Here is a 21,594-nt window from a genome sequence, read left to right on the forward strand (position 1 = left end):
ACGGGCGTGCGATGAAGAGCACCATGCAGGATGTTCCGTTGACGGTGGCCGGGATCGTGCGCCATGCCTCGACGATCCATGGTGATCGCTATGTGCTGACCGCGCGGGGGCCCGGACAGATCTCTCGGGTGTCCTACCGCGAGGTGGGGGAGCGCGCGGCACGGCTGGCGAATGCGTTGCGCGAGATCGGCATTCGTGGAGATGAGCGTGTCGCGACGCTGCAGTGGAGCAACCAGGAGCATCTGGATGCTTACGCGGCGGTGCCGTCGATGGGCGCGGTGCTGCACACGTTGAATCTGCGGCTGCCGCCGGAACAGCTGACGTGGATCGCCAATCATGCCGAGGATCGGGTGATCATCGCCGACGGTACGGTGCTGGGCCTGTTGGCGGCGGCGTTGCCGTCGATGACCTCGGTGCGCACGGTGTTGGTGACCGGCACGGGTGACCTTGCCGCGGTCCAGGGGTGCGGAAAGGACGTCCTTCGTTACGACGATGTAGTGGCCGCCCAGCCGAGCACGTTCGACTGGCCCGACGTCGACGAGCGGTCGGCCGCCGCGATGTGCTACACCAGCGGTACCACCGGGCACCCGAAGGGTGTTGTCTACAGTCATCGTTCGACGTGGTTGCACTCTCAGGCGGCGTGCACCTCGAATGCGTTGGGCGTCGGTCATGACGACACGGTGTTGGCGATCGTTCCGATGTTCCACGCCAACGCGTGGGGGTTGCCGTACGCGGCGATGATGGCGGGGGCGCAGCTTCTGCTGCCTGACCGTTTTCTGCAGGCGGGGCCTTTGGTGGAGATGATCGAGGCGGTCCGGCCGACGATGGCGGGCGCTGTTCCGACGATCTGGACCGACGTTCTGCACTATCTGCGCGACAATCCCGGCCACGATGTGAGTTCGCTGAAGTTGGTGGCGTGCGGTGGTTCGGCGGTTCCGCGGTCGTTGATGACCGCCTATGACGAGCTGGGCGTCCGCATTGTGCAGGCCTGGGGGATGACCGAGACGTCCCCGCTGGCCGCGGTCGCATTGCCGCGGAACAGCGACACCCCGGAGAGGTCCCTTTACCTGCGCGGAACCCAGGGCCGGGTGGTGGCCGGTGTGCAGGCCCGCATCGTCGACGACGCCGGCGCCGAGCAGCCCTGGGACGGAAAGTCGGTGGGGGAGATTCAGATCCGCGGCCCGTGGATCACCGGGTCGTATTACGAGCATGACACTTCGGCGGTGTCGCCGGACGGGTGGTTGCGCACCGGAGACGTCGGGACGATCAGCCCGGATGCGTTCATCACGCTGACCGACCGTTCCAAGGACGTCATCAAGTCCGGGGGCGAATGGATCTCCTCGGTGGAGCTGGAGAACGAGTTGGCCGCTCACCCTGCGGTGCGCACCGCCACCGTGATCGGGGTTCCCGATGACAAGTGGCAGGAACGGCCGCTGGCGGTGGTCGTCCTGGCTGCCGACCGCACCGCCACCGCCGCGGAATTGACCGAGTTCCTCCGTCCGCGGGTGGCCAAGTGGTGGCTACCGGAACGGTGGGCGTTCGTCACCGACATTCCGCTGACCTCCACCGGCAAGTTCGACAAGAAGAAGCTGCGCCGCCAGTACGCCGACGGTGACCTCACCGTCGAGACACTGGCGTGAATCATCAATCCACTGCGACCGAAACATCGACGTTAAGGAGACACATATGAAGACACGCGCTGCAGTGCTCTGGGGCCTGGGAGAGAAGTGGGAGGTCGAGGAGGTCGAGTTGGATCCGCCCGGCCCCGATGAGGTGCTGGTCCGGTTGACCGCGACCGGGTTGTGCCATTCAGATGAGCACCTCGTGACCGGTGATCTGCCCATTCCGCTGCCCGTCGTCGGTGGCCACGAGGGTGCCGGCACCGTGGTCGAAGTGGGTGCGGGTGTCGAGAACGTCGCCGAGGGCGATTCGGTGATCCTGACGTTCCTGCCGTCGTGTGGGCACTGTTCCTATTGCGCGCGGGGGATGGGCAACATGTGCGACTTGGGTGCGGCGCTCATGATGGGACCCCAGATCGACGGGACTTACCGTTTCCATGCCCGCGGTGAGGACGTCGGCCAGATGTGCCTGCTGGGCACGTTCTCGGAATACACCGTGGTCCCCAAGGCGTCTCTGGTCAAAATCGACCAGGGGACACCGCTGGACAAGGCGGCGTTGATCGGGTGTGGTGTGACGACCGGGTACGGGTCGGCGGTGCGCACCGGTGAGGTGCGTGCCGGGGACACCGTGGTCGTGATCGGCGCTGGCGGCATCGGCATGAATGCGATTCAGGGCGCCCGCATCGCGGGCGCGTTGACCATCGTGGCCGTCGATCCGGTGGCGTTCAAGCGTGAGCAAGCTGCCGGTTTCGGTGCGACGCATGCCGTTGCCACCATCGATGAGGCCTGGTCACTGATCAGCGACATCACCCGCGGCAAGCTCGCTGATGTGTGCGTGTTGACCACCGATGTCGCCGAGCGGTCCTACATCGGCGAGGCGCTGTCATTGGTCGGTAAACGCGGCCGTGTGGTCGTTACCGCGATCGGGCACCCCGAAGAGACCTCGATGTCGGGTTCACTGCTGGAGTTGACGCTCTATGAAAAGCAGATCCGCGGCGCGCTGTACGGCTCGTCGAACGCCGCCCACGACATCCCGCGGCTCGTCGAACTCTACAACTCCGGACAACTCAAACTCGACGAGCTGATCACCCGTGAGTACACCCTCGATCAGATCAACGAGGGCTACGCCGACATGCGATCAGGCCGCAACATCCGAGGACTCATCCGCTTCTGATGCAGCAGCCGAAACCGGAGGGAGGCGACGCTACATAAAGACGCTGCCAAGGTTGGGAAGCTCAGGACTCGCTGGGACAGCTCAATGTGGTGAGAGCCGGAACTCGCGCGGAGCGCGGCCGGTCCATCGCTTGAAGGCGTGTGAGAAGTTGGCGAGGTTGCTATATCCGAGATCCGTGGCGATCTCACTCACCGACATTGAGCGGTCGAGTAGCTGCAGCATCGCGCGCTCGCGCAGGAATGACTGGCGCAACTCGCGAAAGGTGGTCCCCTCCTCGGAGAGGCGCCGTTTGAGTGTGCTGGTGGATATCGACAGCTCATGTGCGAACCAATGGTTACTTCGCTGTCCGGGATCCTTCTGCAGCAACTGTCTCACCTTCTCCGAGAACGACGTGGTTTCGCTGCGCTGGTCGAGAATTCGCTGCAGATCGACGATGGCGAGTCGATACGCGACGGGATCGGAGAACCGGCACACCTCGTTGAGCGTGTCCGCGGGAACATGGAGGAAGGACATCGGAGCGTCGAAGAACAGGCGCCCGGCGTGCGCCAGGTCGTTCTCCCGATCGGCCAGGGCGACGGGCGCCGGCCAACTCAGGTGAAGTGTGACGGTCGACGCGTCACCGACGAGCATATCCAGTAGTCGCAACAACGCCGACCCGCTGTAGGTGACGGCCAGGCAGTCCAGGGCCGGATCGCCGGTGTGCCCGGTGAACCCGACAGTGAGGCCGCGGTAACCGGGATGGAACTGTGGAGTCACAGCTGTCGAGATCAACGGCAGATAGGTGAGCAGCTCCACGATCTCGGCTACCGAGCCCGCGCTGACCAGCGGAACGCTCAACGGGCCGAAGGATGTCAACTGGGCCTGTCCGGCGAACGCGAAGCCGAGCAGGGTTGCCTGGTCGACGTCGAGATCGGGGTAGACCTCCCGAAACCACCGTAACGGGGCCTGGACATCACGCTCAATCAGCGTCGCCTCGTCGGTTCCTTCGCGAGCCATGATGTTGCGAAGCCGCGCGACGGCGTCTGGGTCGAATGCCGGGCTCTCGAGCATTTGCACGAATGCGAGTGGAGGCACACCCGCGTCATTGAGGTTCACTGACCATGGTCCCTTTGAGCCGAATTCACAAGTTTCTGACTCCGGGGAACATAGCCGCAGCGCTCATCCTGCGCAAGACTGGTGTCAAGTAACTGAGGACACGCAAGGAGCTGGCTATGGCAGTTGTCACATTTATCTCCCACGACGGCGAGAAGTACGAGGCGCCTCTCGAGGAAGGTCAGTCACTGATGCGGGTCGCGAAAAACAACGTAGTGCCCGGCATCGACGGCGACTGCGGAGGCGAAGCTGCGTGCGGGACCTGCCATGTGATCGTCGACCCGCAGTGGTCCGATCGGGTCGGCCTCTCCGGCGCCGTTGAAGAAGAGATGCTCGCGATGAACCCCGAGCGTCAGCCGACCTCCCGGCTGTCCTGCCAGATGCAGGTCTCTGAGGCGTGGGACGGCTTGATCGTCCATCTGCCCGAGTTCCAACTGTAGCGACGAGAGAGACGGATAAGACGTAATGAAGGTTTCTGAAGCAATCACCGAGAAAGTGCAGGCGACCATCCCGATGGACCTGCAGATTCAAGGCGCACACCTGTATGACAAGACCCGGCGTTTGGTGACCGGAACGAACGGGAAAAGGCTCTTCGCCGAGAGCCCCATCCCACCGGTCGAGGACGTAGAACTCGCCGACATCGACCTCAGCAACCCTTTCCTCTATCGTCAGGGGCGCTGGCAGTCATACTACGAGCGCCTGCGCAACGAAGCTCCGGTCCACTATCAGCCCAACAGTCCGTTCGGTCCGTTCTGGTCCGTCATGCGGCATGCCGACATCGTGGCCGTCGAGAAGAACCATGAGGTCTTCTCCTCCGAGCCCTTCATCATCATCGGGGCCCCGCCTCGTTTCCTTGATGTCGCGATGTTCATCGCGATGGATCCGCCACGCCACGACAGGCAGCGGGCCGCTGTCCAAGGGGTGGTCGCGCCCAAGAATCTGCGTGAGATGGAGGGTCTGATTCGATCACGCGTGCAGGAGGTGCTGGACAACCTGCCCGTGGATCGGCCGTTCGACTGGGTGCAGAATGTCTCGATCGAGTTGACCGCGCGGATGCTTGCAACCCTCCTGGACTTCCCGTACGAGCAGCGTCACAAACTCGTCGAGTGGTCAGATCTGGCAACCTCGATGGAGCAAGCCAATGGCGGTCCCTCGGACCTTGACGAGACGTTCGCAGGCATGCGCGACATGGCGCAAGGTCTCAGCGAGCACTGGCACGACAAGGCGGCCCGGACAGCTGCCGGAGAGGAACCCGGCTTCGATCTGATCACCATGCTGCAGAGCAACGAGAGCACCAAGGATCTGATCAAACGACCGATGGAGTTCTTGGGCAACCTTGTGCTGCTGATCGTCGGAGGCAACGACACCACCCGGAACTCGATGAGCGGCGGTGTTCTCGCGTTGAACCGGTACCCAGATCAGTTCGAGAAGCTGAAGGCAAACCCCGACCTGATCCCCAACATGGTCTCGGAGGTCATCCGGTGGCAGACACCGTTGGCCTATATGCGCCGGATCGCCAAGGCGGACACTATGCTGAACGGGCAGTTCATTCGCAAGGGCGACAAGGTCGTGATGTGGTACGCGTCGGGCAACCGCGACGAGCGCGTGTTCGATCGACCCGACGACTTGATCATCGACCGGGCCAACGCCCGCAACCACATCTCCTTCGGCTTTGGCATCCACCGCTGTATGGGGAACCGGCTGGCCGAGCTGCAGCTGCGGATTCTCTGGGAGGAGTTGCTTCCTCGTTTCGACAACATCGAGGTCGTCGGCGAACCCGAGTACGTGCAGTCCAACTTCGTGAGGGGTATCAGCAAGATGATGGTCCGACTCACCCCGAAATCCGCCACATGACGTTGGAGCGGACGCTCATCGTCGGGGCCAGCCATGCCGGAGCCCAACTCGCGGCCAGTCTGCGCCAGGAAGGGTGGACCGGTGAGATCGTCCTCATCGGCGACGAGTCGGCGCTGCCCTACCAACGCCCTCCGCTGTCGAAGGCATATCTGGCCGGGAAGTGCACAGTCGACGAGCTCGCGATCCGCAACGCCGAGTTCTACACCAAGCAGCGAATCCAACTCCTGGATGCGACGGTGGAGGCGATCGACCGCTCGGCGGGTCACCTTTCGCTGAACACCGGCGACGCTTTGCCCTACGACAAGCTCGCGCTGTGCACTGGCGCCCGCCCTCGTCGGCTCCCTACCCCGGGAGCCGACCTGGCCGGAGTCTTCTACCTACGCACCGCCGCGGACGTCGAGATGATCCGCGAGGCCACCAGCCCCGGGAGTCGGGCTGTGATCGTCGGCGGCGGCTACATCGGACTGGAGACGGCCGCCTCGTTGCGTGCACTGGGTCTGGAGGTCACCGTGATCGAGGCGACCGAGCGCGTCCTCGAACGGGTCACCGCGCCCGAGGTATCGGCGTTCTTCGACCGGATCCACCGCGAGGAGGGCGTCAACATCCGGACGGGCGCGCTGGTCAAGGCAATGTCTGGCGACGGCAGGATCCGCGAAGTAATCCTGGCCGGTGGCGAATCGATTCCTGCCGACCTCGTCATTATCGGCATCGGCGTTGAGCCCAACACCGAGCTCGCCGCCGCCGCGGGCTTGGTCGTCGACAACGGCGTCGTGATCGACGACCAGGCCCGGACCAGCGACCCCGCCATCGTGGCCGCCGGGGACTGCGCCAGCCACGACATGGCCCGTTACGGCCGTCGCATACGCCTGGAGTCCGTGCCCAGCGCGGCCGAGCAGGCCAAAGTCGCCGCGGCGACCGTCTGCGGGAAGTCCAAGAAGATATCAGCGCTTCCATGGTTCTGGTCAGATCAATACGACCTCAAGCTCCAGATCGCCGGTCTCAACACCGGGTACGACGAAGTCATCCTCAGCGGCGACCCGACCAGGGACCGCGACTTCACCTGCTTCTACCTCCGTGCCGGCGAGCTCATTGCCGCGGACTGCGTCAACCGCCCGCGAGACTTCATGTTCAGCAAACGGGTCATCACGCAGCAAGTCCCCATCGGACGGGCCGAACTGGCGCTCGCCGGCCAGGCCTGAGGTGATGGTGGCGTGGAGCTATGGGACGGTACGGCGATTGCAACGCGTGTCTCGGAGAGGAACGCAAGTGACAACCGCCATCCAACTCCGCTGGCAAAGGGGATAATTAGCGGATGCCGTGGTCACCTTGGTGGTACTACCGCAGCGCAGCAGGAGCTAATGGAGGTCGCCAACAAGCGTAAGACTATTTCCGGAGAGAGCATCGTCTGAAGTCGATGCTCGCGGGTGTTCGTTTCTGACAACGAGGTTGGTGGAGGTTGATGATGGCGGTATTCAAGGACGAGGACGAGGTCTATGCCTTTTTGGGTGGGATCTTTCGGCGGGGCCTGGAGAAGGAGGGGCTGGCGGATAAGCTCGTGAATTCGGGTGTGGTGTTGCGGGTGCATTACACCGATCCGGACGCAGTGGTGACGGTGGACATGCCGAACAAGGTGGTGCAGACGGGAGCGGGCAGTACCGCGGTGCCCAATGTCGAGCTGTTCATGTCGGCGGACACCGGGAACAAGTTCTGGTTGGGGAAGGTGAACCTGACGATGGCGATGGCCAAGGGAACGGTGCGCGCGAAGGGTCCGGCGGCGAAGTTGATCAAAATGATCCCGCAGGCCAAGAACCTGTTCCCGGAGTACCGGTTGCTGTTGCAGAACGAGAATCGGCAGGACCTCATCGATGTGTGACCGGCGCTTCACGGTGGGCTGCAGGACGGGCGTGCGATGAAGAGCACCATGCAGGATGTTCCGTTGACGGTGGCCGGGATCGTGCGCCATGCCTCGACGATCCATGGTGATCGCTATGTGCTGACCGCGCGGGCCGGACAGATCTCTCGGGTGTCCTACCGCGAGGTGGGGGAGCGCGCGGCACGGCTGGCGAATGCGTTGCGCGAGATCGGCATTCGTGGAGATGAGCGTGTCGCGACGCTGCAGTGGAGCAACCAGGAGCATCTGGATGCTTACGCGGCGGTGCCGTCGATGGGCGCGGTGCTGCACACGTTGAATCTGCGGCTGCCGCCGGAACAGCTGACGTGGATCGCCAATCATGCCGAGGATCGGGTGATCATCGCCGACGGTACGGTGCTGGGCCTGTTGGCGGCGGCGTTGCCGTCGATGACCTCGGTGCGCACGGTGTTGGTGACCGGCACGGGTGACCTTGCCGCGGTCCAGGGGTGCGGAAAGGACGTCCTTCGTTACGATGATGTAGTGGCCGCCCAGCCGAGCACGTTCGACTGGCCCGACGTCGACGAGCGGTCGGCCGCCGCGATGTGCTACACCAGCGGTACCACCGGGCACCCGAAGGGTGTTGTCTACAGTCATCGTTCGACGTGGTTGCACTCTCAGGCGGCGTGCACCTCGAATGCGTTGGGCGTCGGTCATGACGACACGGTGTTGGCGATCGTTCCGATGTTCCACGCCAACGCGTGGGGGTTGCCGTACGCGGCGATGATGGCGGGGGCGCAGCTTCTGCTGCCTGACCGTTTTCTGCAGGCGGGCCTTTGGTGGAGATGATCGAGGCGGTCCGGCCGACGATGGCGGGCGCTGTTCCGACGATCTGGACCGACGTTCTGCACTATCTGCGCGACAATCCCGGCCACGATGTGAGTTCGCTGAAGTTGGTGGCGTGCGGTGGTTCGGCGGTTCCGCGGTCGTTGATGACCGCCTATGACGAGCTGGGCGTCCGCATTGTGCAGGCCTGGGGGATGACCGAGACGTCCCCGCTGGCCGCGGTCGCATTGCCGCGGAACAGCGACACCCCGGAGAGGTCCCTTTACCTGCGCGGAACCCAGGGCCGGGTGGTGGCCGGTGTGCAGGCCCGCATCGTCGACGACGCCGGCGCCGAGCAGCCCTGGGACGGAAAGTCGGTGGGGGAGATTCAGATCCGCGGCCCGTGGATCACCGGGTCGTATTACGAGCATGACACTTCGGCGGTGTCGCCGGACGGGTGGTTGCGCACCGGAGACGTCGGGACGATCAGCCCGGATGCGTTCATCACGCTGACCGACCGTTCCAAGGACGTCATCAAGTCCGGGGCGAATGGATCTCCTCGGTGGAGCTGGAGAACGAGTTGGCCGCTCACCCTGCGGTGCGCACCGCCACCGTGATCGGGGTTCCCGATGACAAGTGGCAGGAACGGCCGCTGGCGGTGGTCGTCCTGGCTGCCGACCGCACCGCCACCGCCGCGGAATTGACCGAGTTCCTCCGTCCGCGGGTGGCCAAGTGGTGGCTACCGGAACGGTGGGCGTTCGTCACCGACATTCCGCTGACCTCCACCGGCAAGTTCGACAAGAAGAAGCTGCGCCGCCAGTACGCCGACGGTGACCTCACCGTCGAGACACTGGCGTGAATCATCAATCCACTGCGACCGAAACATCGACGTTAAGGAGACACATATGAAGACACGCGCTGCAGTGCTCTGGGGCCTGGGAGAGAAGTGGGAGGTCGAGGAGGTCGAGTTGGATCCGCCCGGCCCCGATGAGGTGCTGGTCCGGTTGACCGCGACCGGGTTGTGCCATTCAGATGAGCACCTCGTGACCGGTGATCTGCCCATTCCGCTGCCCGTCGTCGGTGGCCACGAGGGTGCCGGCACCGTGGTCGAAGTGGGTGCGGGTGTCGAGAACGTCGCCGAGGGCGATTCGGTGATCCTGACGTTCCTGCCGTCGTGTGGGCACTGTTCCTATTGCGCGCGGGGGATGGGCAACATGTGCGACTTGGGTGCGGCGCTCATGATGGGACCCCAGATCGACGGGACTTACCGTTTCCATGCCCGCGGTGAGGACGTCGGCCAGATGTGCCTGCTGGGCACGTTCTCGGAATACACCGTGGTCCCCAAGGCGTCTCTGGTCAAAATCGACCAGGGGACACCGCTGGACAAGGCGGCGTTGATCGGGTGTGGTGTGACGACCGGGTACGGGTCGGCGGTGCGCACCGGTGAGGTGCGTGCCGGGGACACCGTGGTCGTGATCGGCGCTGGCGGCATCGGCATGAATGCGATTCAGGGCGCCCGCATCGCGGGCGCGTTGACCATCGTGGCCGTCGATCCGGTGGCGTTCAAGCGTGAGCAAGCTGCCGGTTTCGGTGCGACGCATGCCGTTGCCACCATCGATGAGGCCTGGTCACTGATCAGCGACATCACCCGCGGCAAGCTCGCTGATGTGTGCGTGTTGACCACCGATGTCGCCGAGCGGTCCTACATCGGCGAGGCGCTGTCATTGGTCGGTAAACGCGGCCGTGTGGTCGTTACCGCGATCGGGCACCCGAAGAGACCTCGATGTCGGGTTCACTGCTGGAGTTGACGCTCTATGAAAAGCAGATCCGCGGCGCGCTGTACGGCTCGTCGAACGCCGCCCACGACATCCCGCGGCTCGTCGAACTCTACAACTCCGGACAACTCAAACTCGACGAGCTGATCACCCGTGAGTACACCCTCGATCAGATCAACGAGGGCTACGCCGACATGCGATCAGGCCGCAACATCCGAGGACTCATCCGCTTCTGACAGAGCACCCAAAGCAGGGAAGCGCAAAACGGCACCAAGCGAGCTCAGTACAACGATGGCGATGCTGCGGGTCAGGGGCTCTCACCGTTGACGCTTCGATGCGGGATAGCGATCGAAAGCAATGTGTCCCATAGTCATAGGCGGTCGAGCTGCGCGGGTGAGATTGGCTGCGGTCGACCAGTTCTGGCACCTACCGCCAGCCGCGACGCCTTGATGGAACGTAGCTTTCGATGAGTCTTAACAGTGCTATTGGATAAGAGAGGAGGCGGCGATGACGAGGATTCAAATTCCCTATCCCCATAGGAAGGGAGGGCACTGTGGTTCCGGTGCGCTGCGTGACCTTACTGAATGGGCCCAACTAGGATGGGGGACAGAAGCACTCAGTGAAGGATTGGTATTCACCCTCGGCGGAGCCTTGGACTTCTCGTACGTCCGCTCTACGCAGTTGTTTCCCCAGATATACCTGGTAGGACGAGGAAGCGAGCTGGAACAAAATTACCTCTCCCGGGTTGGGGCAAACTTCGTCGTGCGATCGACCGATGACCCAGACGTGGGATGGTCATTTGTGACCGACGAAGTCGACAAGGGCCGACCTGTCATGGTGTGGGCTGACATCGGCGAACTTCCTTACCTGCGCGTCCGATTGCACATGAGCCGTCACGACATCGTCATCACCGGATACGATGACGAAAAACGGGTTGCCTATGTAGTCGATAATGACCGTGAGACCACCCAAACGGTGGCCTATGACGATCTGCGCCGGGCGCGGTCCTCGGTAGGGTTTCCTATGCCTACCCGGCACACCACATATCACGTCGACTGGCCGGAGCGAGTGCCCGACCTTAAGCTGATTGCAGCCACTGCTCTAGCCGCGAGCGCAGCGCTCATGCGTGGCGGTGCCGTAAGTGCGCCGCTACTGCGCATCGAGGAAGCTGAAGTCGAGTCTTCCGGTTTGAAGGGTGTGCAGGACTTCGCCGATGACGTACGGTATTGGCCGACGCTGTTCGACGACGATGCCCTGGCCGCGGCATTGTTCGGTCTCGGGGCGTTCATCGAGAAAGCCGGTACCGGTGGCGGGCTCTTTCGTATGCTGCAGGCACAAGGTTGCCAGGACATCTCCGATCTCCTAGATGACGCCGCCGCAGCCGAAGCGGCGGCCGCGGCACTACACGCTTCCCAAGCGTGGTCTGAGCTTGCGGCCGCCGCCACGGATGCCGATACATCGCTACGGAGTCGTAGTCAAGCTGCGGCCACAATCGCTGCGACGATCCCGGACGCCGAAACGCGCCTCGTCGAAGCCCTCGAAACGGCCAGTCGATCCGTTGGCACTGTCGATACCCGCATCGAGGCTCATCTGAAAGGCTCTTTGTGAGTGACACTTCAAGCGAATCGAGTTTCCTCGAGACAACTGGTTTCCTCGATTGGCAGCATGACGATGTACAGCGCTTCACCGAGAACGCCGTCGGTGACGTGCGTGACCCTGTGCAGAAGGCGAGATTGATCTTCACCGCTGTTCGGGACAGGATTTGGTATGACCCATATAGCACCGACGACGACCCCGAGCATTATCGGGCTAGCTATGTAGCGACAGCGTCGAGGGCGTATTGCGTACCGAAGGCGGTGCTGCTCACCGCGGCAGCTCGTGCCGCAGGCATTCCCGCCCGGCTCGGATTCGCGGATGTGCGCAATCATCTGCAGACCGCCACATTGCGTGCCCGGATGGGAGGCACAGACGTGTTCGTCTACCACGGATATAGCGAATTACAACTCAACGACCGCTGGCTGAAGGCTACGCCGGCGTTCAACGCCGAGCTCTGCGCGCGATTCGGTGTACCTCCGATCGACTTCGACGGCCACACCGATGCGCTTCTGCATGCGTACGACGGTGGGGGAAGCCAACACATGGAGTATCTCAACGACCGCGGTTGGTACCACGATCTTCCCTTCACCGATATCGTTACAGAGTTGCATCACCGGTACGGCCCGCTCATGGCTGGCGCCGAAGCCGAGCGTGACGCCTTCTCCCGGGGGTTGTGAGGTGTTGCGGACTGTGTGCCGGCACAACTGTGATCGCGATCTGGTCGGCTATGATTTCCTTTGCATTCGGCGGGGTTACGGGCAGGACTAAATGGCCGACAGTGACCGAACTGGAAGGTGTGCCGCAGCGATGATCTCGGCGGGCTAGCGAGTCTTTACGTATGTCTTCCGGCGATCAGCGCTGACGCCGGCGCAATTCGTCAGTCGCGGGGTGAACTATGCACTGCGTGGTCCTATTAGGAGGGTTTCGTGATCGACGAGCAAGCGGAAGAAGATTCGGCCATCGCGTGGTGGCAGACCTTTCAGAATCGTGCTGTCGCCGCCGACGGCGACTACCTCGATGCGCACCATCCGTGGTGCCTTGGTTGCGGCACAGACAATCCGCACGGTCATCGCCTGCGAGCGCGTCGGCGTGGCGACGGGGTGAGTGCCAGGCATATCTTCGACGGCCGACATCGCGGCGCACCCGGTATCGCACATGGCGGCGCAGTCATGACCGTTCTCGACGACATGGTGGGCATGTTGCTCTACGTCGTCGGTGAGATGGCCGTTACCCGTAAGCTCGACACCGAGTTCTACGCGCCGGTGTTACTGGGGGTTCCCTACGAGGTCAGCGCGGAGCTCGTGTCCAGGACCGGCCGGAAACTAGAAGTCCGGACAGAATTACGCGAGGAAACCACCGGTCAGCTAGTCGCGTCCGCGTCTGGGTTATTCGTCGTCGTCACGCTGGCGCACTTCACCAGCTCCATGCAGAAGGCGTCTTCGACACGCTGCATTGTGGGATCGCCCCGGGAGGGAAGATGCTGAGCACCAGCTTTGAAGGTGCCGCACGCCTGGCGATGCGCGACCCACGTCCATTGCCCCGCTCGGCGCGGTCACCATCAACGCACTCATGTACCTGTTCACCGAGAATTACCTCGACGAGACGGTGTCCAATCAGCGCCGTCATGTTCGACGGCCTTCGCCCGCGTTCAGGAGACGAGATATGAGCACCTACGGCCTGTCGGTTCTCGGCGCGGACCTGCAGTCCATCGCCCAAATCGCCCAAGCCGCCGACGCGGCCGGATTCGACGCGGTGTGGGCCTCGGAGTTCTACAACCGCTCCGGGTCGATCTCGATGGCCGCGATGGCGAACTGCACGGAGAACTGCCGGATCGGGTCCTCCATTCTCTACGGCGTCGGCCGAAGCCCCCTGGTGCTGGCCACCGAGGCGCGCGACCTCGACGAACTCTCCGACGGACGACTGGTGCTCGGCATCGGCAACGGGACCAAACGGATGATGAGCGACTGGCACGGCGTGCCCGACGCCTCCGCACCTGCGCTGCGGATGGAGGAACTCGTCATATTGCTGCGCCGCATCTGGAACCTGCACGAAGGTCCGGTCCATCACGAGGGTCGCTTCTACACGATGAACCTCATTCCAACCGGCGACATGCAGCCCCCGAGTCGGCCGATCCCGATCATCACCGCCGGTGTCCGACCCCGGATGTGCGAGACCGCAGGCAGGGTGGCTGACGGCCTCGCGGGGCACCCGCTGTTCACCACCACCTACGTCCAGGAGATCGTCCGTCCCGCCGTCGCCAAGGGCGCGGCGCACGCCGACCGTGACCCCAGCGAGGTCGAAATCGTATCCATGGTCATGTGCTCCATCCACGAGAATGCCGAAGTCGCCAGGCGCGAACTGGCGCAACAGATCGCGTTCTACTCCGCGGTCAAGTCCTACGAGTTGGTGCTCGACGTGAACGGCTTCACCACCGAGGGACGAGCCATTCGGGATGCATTCACCCGACGCGATTTCCCGGCGATGTTCGCCGCGGTGTCCGATAAGATGATCGACACCATGGGCGTCGCAGGGACGGCACACCAAGTCCGTGAACAACTAAGACGCTACGAAGGCGTCCTCGACCACATCATGCTGTACGCACCGTCGGTCGGCATTGCCCCGGAACGCGTGCAGCAAAATCTCGACAGCATCATCCGAGAATGCTCGCCGGCTTCGATGTCGCCAGGGCCGTCCAGCCGTTCTGCCCACAGCGACACCTGATTTCACTCGCTGCGCTGATTTCACTCGCTGCGCTGATGTCGCCCCTTCGGTGAATTCACGCATGCGGCCGCGTCCGCCGGTGCCACATCGAGGAGGGCGGCTGCACAAGCAGGACGCTGTGTCTGGCGACCCTCACGCTGTCGATCCGTGCGTGCCCACCTATGGCTGCGTGGTGTGGTTGACGATGTTGGCGTCGTCGTCGAGAAGCTGAGGTGCAACCCTCCATCGTCTCCGGACCAGGCCTCCGTGCACACCGCGCCGGCAGGGTGTTGACGACGGTTGAGAATCCGGCCAGTCGCGACGGTTGAAAAGTAGGCCACCCAATCAGATGGATGGGTGATCTCCTTGGAAGACTGGGCCTTGATCCGGCATCTTCACCGCAGCGAGGGTTTGTCGCAGCGGGCCATCGCACGGCAGCTTGGTATCGCGCGGGACACGGTGGCCAGTGCGCTGGCCGCCGAAGGTCCGCCGAAGTACGAGTGAGCCTCGGCGCCGTCGGCAATCAACGAGGTGGAGCCGCGCATCCGCGCGCTGTTGACGGCCTATCCGCAGATGCCGGCGGCGGTGGCGAGTGTTGACCGTCTCTCGGGATGACGACCACGGGGTGTTGTGCCGTCGTTGATCCTGCCGATGTGGTGGTCGGCGTTGGGGTGGGTTTGATCTTGGTGGTCTGCACCGTCAGTGTGTCGATGAACTGATGGGTGCACGGCGCCCCCGCTGATTTCTTGGCCGAGACGTTCCGCGACGCCGTGCGTAGTGCGAAAGGCACTGATGGTCACGGTAGAGGTCGATTCCGAGCGCGTCGAGTCCCGGTTGGCTGCTGGGGAGGTGTCGTGCCCGTCATGCCCGGACGGGGTGTTGGTGCGGTGGGGTTTCGCCCGTTCTCGCCAGGTGGTTGGGTCGGCCGCGCCGGTGCGGCCGCGGCGGTCTCGGTGCCGCACGTGTTTGGTGACCCATGTGTTGCTGCCGGTGACGTTGCTGCTGCGCAGGGCCTATGTCGCGGAGCTGATCTGGGCGGCGGTGGTGGCGAAGGCGGCCGATGGGGGGCACCGCCGGATCGCGGCGCGGTTGGGGATTCCCGGATCGACGGTCCGCGGCTGGCTGCGAGTGATCACCGGGCGCGCGCAGGTGGTGCGGCACTGGTTCCTCTCGGTCGCGGTCGCTGCGGGGGTAGACGTGTCGATACCGACGTCGACCGGGTCGGGATGCGGGGACGTTGTCGCCGCGGTCGGCGCTGCGCGGGCCGCGATCGGGGCGCGTTTCGGTGACCGGTGCGGTGACGTCGGCGCGGGTGGCTGCCGCGTGCAGCGGTGCCCGGCTGCTGTCACCGGGTTGGCCGCCGGCGCCGAAACCGGCCGGTGCAACACCAGTTGACCCTGACATCAGCGGTGTGGATGGGTCATCGTCGCGGGGATGACTGCGCGGCAAACGGTTTGGGTGGCATCACCGAGACAGGAGTGGGTGTCATCAGTACCGAGGACGAGAAGCGCCGCCAGAGAAGTCACGCCGTGGGGTTGTTCCGCTACCAGTTGATCTGCCCGGCATTGGACAAGGATTTGTCGACGAAGGCTCGTGGCCGGCTGGTCCGTGAGATCGCCGCCCGTGAGCACACCGACCCGTTCGGGACGTCGGTGCGCTACTCGCGCGACACCTTGGACCGCTGGATCCGCCGCTACCGCGCTGGCGGGTTCGTCGAGTTGATCCCCTCACCGCGATCGTCGGCGCCGCGCACCGACGGCGCCACGTTGGAGTTGGCGGCCTCGCTCAAGCGGGAGAATCCGGCGCGGACCGCCGCGCAGGTGCAGCGCATCCTGCGGGCGGCCACGGGGTGGTCACCGTCTGAGTCGACGCTGCTGCGCCTGTTTCACCGCCTCGAGTTGATCGGCCCGGCCGCCGGGGACGTCCCGGCGGTGTTCGGCCGGTTCGAGGCCGAGAACCCCAATGATCGGTGGACCGGGGATGCGTTGCGTGGCCCGAAGATTGGTGGCCGCAAAACCTATCTGTTCGCTTTCTTGGACGATCATTCCCGGCTGGTCTGCGGCTATCGGTTCGGCTTCAGCGAGGACACCGTCCGGTTGGGCGTCGCTCTGGAACCGGCGTTGGCCGCTCGTGGAGTTCCGGCCAGCGTCTACACCTGGGTCGGCGTTCGTCGATGCCTGGTTGTTGCGGGCCTGCGCGAAACTGGGGATCCGGTTGGTGCATTCCACCCCGCACCGCCCCCAAGACAAGCCGCGGGTCGAGCGCATGGTCCAGTATGTGCGCCGAAACTTCTGGGACGGGGAAACATTCACCAGCCTCGAACAGGCGCAGCAGGCTGTGATGACTTGGTGTCTGCGCACTGCCGGTACCCGCATCCACGGCACCACCTGCGCACGTCCCCTGGAGGTGTTCACCACCGACGAGCAACCCCGGCTGCTGCCGGTGCCTGGACCTATGACGTGCCGGTGTTCAAAGCGGTCAAGGTACACCGCGATTTCCACGCCGAGGTCGCCAAAGCCCTGTATTCGCTGCCCGAGTGCTGGATCGGGCACACGTTGGACGTACGCGCCGACAGTGAGCTGGTGAAGTTCTATCACCGCGCCACGCTGGTGAAAGTCCATCCCCGCCAGCCGGCCGGTGGTCGCAGCACCGACCGCGCTGACCTGCCCGAACACAAAAGCCGGTTACGCGTTGCGGGACCTGGCGGCGTTGATCGCCGCGTGTGCGGCGCGCGGGTCCAATATCGGGATCTACGCCGAACGCATCCTCGATGACCCGCTGCCCTGGACCCGGATGCGCACCGTCTACCGGCTCCAAGGCCTGGTGCGCCGCTTCGGCGCGCAGCGCGTCGAACAAGCATGTTCACTATCGCTGGACCTCGACGTCGTCTCGGTCAACAAGATCGCCTCCATGCTGCAACGCGCCACCGAGAACACCGCCCCGGCACCACCGCAAGCAGTCGGCCAAACAGCCACCCGGTTCGCCCGCAACCCATCCGAATTCAACATCATCACACCATCATTGTGGTAGTGCCCGTTACCGATTCCGAGGAGACCTGCTGACATGACCACCCACCGTGCCCCCGCCGAGCCGGTCGGCGCTGACCTGACCCGACTGCTCAAAACCCTCAAAATCGGCGCGCTGGCCGACACCCTGCCCGAACGCGCCGCCCTGGCCCGCCAACACAATCTGGCTCTTCCGGGAAGTCCGTGGGTCATGGTGTGACCGGGTAGAGCTGTAATCCGCCGAGGTGGAAGTAGATTGCGGTCTTGAAGTGCTCTCGGTTGCGGTAGCCGCGGGCGGAGACGCGGATGGCCTGGATGCGGGAGTTGAGGCCTTCGGCGCCGGCGTTGGTGATCGGGTGGGCGAAGTAGGACAGCAGCCCCGCCTCGTGGCGCTTCAACGTCTTTGCTGCGTCGATGATCGGTTGCAGCCGGGAGTGGGTGGCCCAGAAGTACCAGCGCGTGAAGTGCTTGGCCGCCCAGCCGCGGCGTTTGTAGGACCAGAAGTGGCGCAGGTCTTCCTTGATCGTCCAGGCACGGCTGGTTTTCAGGTCGGCGCCGCGCAGGGCGGCGAAGCGGTCCTGGTGGCGTGCGGGTAGGTTCTCGGCTGAGTACAGCCACAGGTACTTGCTGCCGGCCAGGCTGTTGTCGCCGGTGACGGCCAACGCCCGGTTCTCCTGTTTGCGCACGGTGTCCACGGCCTTGGTCAGATAGCCCATCAGGTGGTAGCGGTCGAAGACGATCTTGTCGTCGGCGTCGCTCAGGTGCGCGCGTACCGAGGCGGCGAAGGGCTCCCACATGTCCATCGCCACCGCCTCGATACCGGCCCGCTGCTCGGCGGTGAACTTCTCGAAGTAGCCGTCCAGGCTGGCCTGTCGGCGCTCGTCGGCGATATATTCCACCGTGCCCGCGTCCAGATCGGAGACCACGGTGATGTAGTCCTGTCCTTTCCCGGCCGCCTTCTCATCGACCCCGACGTGGGCCGGTACGTTCAGCGGTTTGGCGGCCAGGCCGCGGGCCACGGCACGGTCCATCAGGTGCCACGCCTGGTCCCAGCTGATGCGCAGCAACCTGGCGGCGGCCGCTACGTCGCACGCGGCGAGCACGTCGATGGCCAGCCGCTCGAACAACGTCGTGAACCGCGAGTGCGGCTCGGCCCACGGCAACCCAACCTGACGCACCCCGTGTTCGGGACAGTCCACCCGCGGCGGGTGGCAATGCAGATAGGTCAGGAACGCGCAGCTGTCCAGGTGCCGCCAGGCCCGCTCTTCGGAGTGGTCATAGACCGACAGCTCCCGCTCGCACTCCGGGCAGCCGAACCGGGTACGTCCGGGATGCTCGACCCACACATCGACCCGTCCGTCCTGCACGGACAACTCCACCGTCCTTACCGTCCACGGCGCAACCACACCCAATAGGTGCTGGTACAACTCGTATCACGCATGCCCGGATCATGCCCTGGATCACCCCATCACGCGGTTCGAACCCACCGAAAAGCCGGAAGCGCCCACAAACTCAGCCACATCGGATTCCTCGAAACACTGCTCGCCGACGAAGTGTCCCGACGCGAATCCCGTTCAGCAGCACTACGAGCCACCAAAGCCGGACTCGACCCGAGCATGCGTTTGGACACCTGGACCGCACAACACGACCTGCGCTATGACCGCACCCTACTCGGCGACCTCACCTCACTGAGATTCCTCGACGCCGGCCAGTCAGCAATCATCCTCGGACCCGTCGTCCTCGGCAAGACGCACCTAGCAACAGCCCTGGGACACAAAGCAATCCGCCGCAAACACGCCGTCCTGTTCGGCCTTGCCGACAAGCTGTTCACCAGGCTGCGCGCCGCCCGCCTCGACAACACGTCGACGCCGAAATCCGCCGACTGGCCGTCACCGACGTCCTCATCATCGACGACTTCGCGCTGCGGCCCCCTCGACGCCACCGAGACCAGCGACTTCTACGAAATCGTCGTCGAACGCCACCGCGCCAAGAGCACCATCGTGACCTGCAACCGCGAACCCGCCGAATGGCTGACCATGACCGCCGACACCCTGCTGGCCCAATCGGCGATCGACCGACTGACCGCCACCGCCCACACCCTCGTCATCGAAGGACCGTCCTACCGCCAACGCACCCGACCCGGTCAGCTTGACCCAGACCACCCCGACGAGCATCCTCAATAACGCGCCACGGTGGTCCCATCCCACTGGCAACAGGTGGTCCCATCACCCTGGCAAGCGACACACGGCGTGGTGATTATCGACCCGGCTGCCCCGGGCGGACATGCCGGAGAGAGACCTGGCGATGCTCGCACTGTCTGGTTGTCCGTATCTGCACGAGGTCACATTGGCTGGAACGCCATTTCGGCGGAGAGAGTTCCGGCGGAAAGGGTGGGGTCAGTTGAAGCCGAGCCAGGCGGGCTGGGCGCGTTCGCGCGAATCGCACAGCACCGCCATCGTGTCGCACGATCCGCGGGGCGCGCCGGCGCCGGCCCACATGCCGCCGGTGTCCCGGCGCAACACGATCGCCGACGAGCCGCCGCCGTCGAGCAGCACGGCGGTGTCGCTGCCCACCCCGCGGAACAAGTCCTGGATCTGGTCGGGGGTGTAGTTGCCACCCTGGAAGACATACATTTCGTCGCGGTCCCGGGCGTAGGCGATCGCGGTGCGTGCCGCGCTCGGGCCGGGGTCATTGAGCTGACCGGTGTCTCCGGGCGCCAGCAGGCCGAGACCGGCGACCGCGACGAACCGGGTGCCCTTGTCGAGCAGGTCGGCGATGGCGGGGGTGGCGGCGTCGTAGTCATCGGTGCTGCGCGGCGGCACCACGAACGGCACCCCGGCGACCGGCATGATCATCGTCGACAGCGCGGTCCAGGTCTCGTTCCCGTTCGACAGGCCCTGCTTGCCGGCATACGCCAGCGTGCCCGTCACCGCGGTGTTGGTGCGCCCCAGCCCGCGGGTGTTGTCGACGTAGGCGCCCAACGGGGAACTGCACCCCGTCGACTTCCACGACCCACCCTGCTGGCCGCGCACGTCGAAGAAGTTGGCGTTGATCGCGATCGTCGGCTGCCCCAGCGCCTGCCACGCCTGCAGCGGCGGGTAGATCTCCGAGGCCTGCCAGAGACCCTCGCCGGTGCGCGCCCGGGGGTCGCGCTCACAGCGTGCCTGGTAGCCGGTGTGCGAATCGGTGAGCAGCCGCGGGGCCAGCCGCTGTGAGGCGGCCTTGATGATCATCAGCCGGCCGCCGTTGTTCATCTCGTACCAGTTGCCCGCGGCGTTGAGCATCGGTGCGGGGAAGCCGCTGCCGAAGTTGTAGACGAGGTAGGAGCCGCGGGTGTTGGCGATCGCGCCGGCAAGCAACTCCCGCGCGCCTGCGGCCGCCGCGACAGGCGCACTCGCACCGGCTGCGACCGCCGCGCACACCAGCACCGTGGTGACCCGCTTGGCGGCCGCAGGGAAGCGCCGCAAGTTTGCGGAGCCTCTACCGATAGGAGTCGGCACCAGCGGCTCCTATCGGTAGAGGGGTTGCAGCGACAACGGGTAGAACAACAATAATCCCAGTAGACACACTGTCAACTTTCGTCACAGGGGTATCACGGTCGGGTCGCAGGTGGGTCGCTGTGTCGTTTGCTGGTACCACGCGAACGTCATAATTGACCGCGGGTCGGCACCTGCCGAATGGGTAACCGGTAGGCATGCCTTCTGTGACGCGAAAGTTCAACGTCAGCCCGCCGCCGGGAGTCGTCATCGACTATTTGAAGGACTTCGGCAACTCTGAGCAGTGGGATCCCGGGACCCAGAGTTGTGAACGCGTAGGCACCGGACCGGTTGCCGAGGGTTCCTACTGGCACAACGTGTCGAAGATGCTCGGTGTCACCGCGGAGCTGACGTACAAACTCGAGGAGCTCACCGACCGCAAGGTGGTCTTCGTCGGCGAGAACAAGTCGTCGAGCTCGGTGGATGCCATTGCCGTCGAGGCCGCCGGGGCCGGCTCGGTGATCACCTACGACGCCGAGCTGCAGATGTACGGCACGGCCAAGTTGCTGAACCCGGTGATGAAGCGGGCGTCGTGAAACGTGCCGGGGACACCGAGAAGAAGATGACGA

The 21,594-nt window shown here is 64.3% G+C and carries 15 protein-coding genes and 6 pseudogenes; 18 read left to right on the forward strand and 3 right to left on the reverse strand.

The genetic code is table 11. The annotated features are described in order from the left end of the window. Positions 1–11 precede the first annotated feature (11 nt). Both G6N53_RS05910 and G6N53_RS05915 read left to right on the forward strand, forming a co-directional pair. Positions 12–1,640, forward strand: a complete 1,629-nt coding sequence (locus tag G6N53_RS05910) for a fatty acid--CoA ligase (RefSeq protein ID WP_205390306.1) — start codon at positions 12–14, stop codon at positions 1,638–1,640. 46 nt (positions 1,641–1,686) lie between these two features. Continuing rightward, positions 1,687–2,793, forward strand: a complete 1,107-nt coding sequence (locus tag G6N53_RS05915; protein WP_163887644.1) for an NDMA-dependent alcohol dehydrogenase — start codon at positions 1,687–1,689, stop codon at positions 2,791–2,793. An 81-nt stretch (positions 2,794–2,874) separates the two neighbouring features. Here G6N53_RS05915 and G6N53_RS05920 read toward each other — a convergent pair whose 3' ends face one another. Continuing rightward, on the reverse strand, positions 2,875–3,888 hold the full coding sequence (locus tag G6N53_RS05920; RefSeq protein ID WP_163887645.1) for a helix-turn-helix domain-containing protein: 1,014 nt from the start codon (positions 3,886–3,888) through the stop codon (positions 2,875–2,877). Between the two features lie 116 nt (positions 3,889–4,004). Between G6N53_RS05920 and G6N53_RS05925 the strand changes: the two genes are divergently transcribed. From G6N53_RS05925 to G6N53_RS05995, 14 genes and pseudogenes are all read left to right on the forward strand, one after another. Then, on the forward strand, positions 4,005–4,325 hold the full coding sequence (locus tag G6N53_RS05925; RefSeq protein ID WP_163887646.1) for a 2Fe-2S iron-sulfur cluster-binding protein: 321 nt from the start codon (positions 4,005–4,007) through the stop codon (positions 4,323–4,325). A 25-nt stretch (positions 4,326–4,350) separates the two neighbouring features. Further along, on the forward strand, positions 4,351–5,739 hold the full coding sequence (locus G6N53_RS05930) for a cytochrome P450 (protein ID WP_163887647.1): 1,389 nt from the start codon (positions 4,351–4,353) through the stop codon (positions 5,737–5,739). After that, positions 5,736–6,938, forward strand: a complete 1,203-nt coding sequence (locus G6N53_RS05935; RefSeq protein WP_163887648.1) for an NAD(P)/FAD-dependent oxidoreductase — start codon at positions 5,736–5,738, stop codon at positions 6,936–6,938. The genes G6N53_RS05930 and G6N53_RS05935 overlap by 4 nt, the downstream gene beginning before the upstream one ends. A 263-nt stretch (positions 6,939–7,201) precedes the next feature. Further along, positions 7,202–7,612 (forward strand): SCP2 sterol-binding domain-containing protein, encoded by a 411-nt coding sequence (locus G6N53_RS05940; RefSeq protein ID WP_163887643.1) that lies wholly within the window; start codon positions 7,202–7,204, stop codon positions 7,610–7,612. A gap of 36 nt (positions 7,613–7,648) precedes the next feature. Then, positions 7,649–9,272 (forward strand): annotated as a pseudogene (locus G6N53_RS05945) (fatty acid--CoA ligase). A gap of 46 nt (positions 9,273–9,318) precedes the next feature. After that, positions 9,319–10,424 (forward strand): annotated as a pseudogene (locus tag G6N53_RS05950) (NDMA-dependent alcohol dehydrogenase). A 271-nt stretch (positions 10,425–10,695) separates the two neighbouring features. Continuing rightward, the gene (locus tag G6N53_RS05955; RefSeq protein ID WP_163887649.1) at positions 10,696–11,796 is read left to right on the forward strand and encodes a BtrH N-terminal domain-containing protein; all 1,101 of its coding nucleotides are present in this window, start codon (positions 10,696–10,698) and stop codon (positions 11,794–11,796) included. Further along, positions 11,793–12,461 (forward strand): transglutaminase-like domain-containing protein, encoded by a 669-nt coding sequence (locus tag G6N53_RS05960; RefSeq protein WP_163887650.1) that lies wholly within the window; start codon positions 11,793–11,795, stop codon positions 12,459–12,461. Before G6N53_RS05955 ends, G6N53_RS05960 begins: the two co-directional genes overlap by 4 nt. 249 nt (positions 12,462–12,710) lie before the next feature. Continuing rightward, entirely contained in the window at positions 12,711–13,268 is a 558-nt protein-coding gene (locus G6N53_RS05965; RefSeq protein ID WP_237166430.1) for a PaaI family thioesterase, read from the forward strand. 178 nt (positions 13,269–13,446) lie between these two features. Beyond that, positions 13,447–14,505, forward strand: a complete 1,059-nt coding sequence (locus G6N53_RS05970; RefSeq protein ID WP_163887651.1) for an LLM class flavin-dependent oxidoreductase — start codon at positions 13,447–13,449, stop codon at positions 14,503–14,505. 336 nt (positions 14,506–14,841) lie between these two features. After that, positions 14,842–14,985 (forward strand): annotated as a pseudogene (locus G6N53_RS05975) (winged helix-turn-helix transcriptional regulator); the annotation flags it as partial. 291 nt (positions 14,986–15,276) lie between these two features. Beyond that, a pseudogene (locus tag G6N53_RS05980) lies at positions 15,277–15,922 on the forward strand (transposase family protein). Positions 15,923–15,971: 49 nt separating this feature from the next. Then, positions 15,972–17,546, forward strand: a pseudogene (locus G6N53_RS30115) (Mu transposase domain-containing protein). A gap of 1 nt (position 17,547) precedes the next feature. After that, positions 17,548–17,679 (forward strand): annotated as a pseudogene (locus G6N53_RS05995) (ATP-binding protein); the annotation flags it as partial. A gap of 19 nt (positions 17,680–17,698) precedes the next feature. On the opposite strand, the gene G6N53_RS06000 reads toward G6N53_RS05995, so the two are convergent. Further along, on the reverse strand, positions 17,699–18,868 hold the full coding sequence (locus tag G6N53_RS06000) for an ISL3 family transposase (protein WP_205390308.1): 1,170 nt from the start codon (positions 18,866–18,868) through the stop codon (positions 17,699–17,701). A 60-nt stretch (positions 18,869–18,928) separates the two neighbouring features. Between G6N53_RS06000 and G6N53_RS06005 the strand changes: the two genes are divergently transcribed. Next, a complete protein-coding gene (locus tag G6N53_RS06005; RefSeq protein WP_163887653.1) occupies positions 18,929–19,672 on the forward strand; it encodes an ATP-binding protein in 744 nt (247 codons plus the stop codon). Positions 19,673–19,885: 213 nt separating this feature from the next. On the opposite strand, the gene G6N53_RS06010 is transcribed toward G6N53_RS06005, so the two are convergent. Then, positions 19,886–20,956 carry a phosphodiester glycosidase family protein gene (locus tag G6N53_RS06010; protein WP_275999964.1) on the reverse strand — a complete coding sequence of 357 codons (1,071 nt, stop codon included), beginning with the start codon at positions 20,954–20,956 and terminating at the stop codon, positions 19,886–19,888. 236 nt (positions 20,957–21,192) lie between these two features. Here G6N53_RS06010 and G6N53_RS06015 point away from each other — a divergent pair, with 236 nt between their 5' ends. Next, positions 21,193–21,561 (forward strand): SRPBCC family protein, encoded by a 369-nt coding sequence (locus G6N53_RS06015; protein ID WP_237166432.1) that lies wholly within the window; start codon positions 21,193–21,195, stop codon positions 21,559–21,561. Positions 21,562–21,594 lie beyond the last annotated feature (33 nt).

Source organism: Mycolicibacterium hippocampi, from assembly GCF_010723735.1.
GTDB classification, from domain to species: domain Bacteria; phylum Actinomycetota; class Actinomycetes; order Mycobacteriales; family Mycobacteriaceae; genus Mycobacterium; species Mycobacterium hippocampi.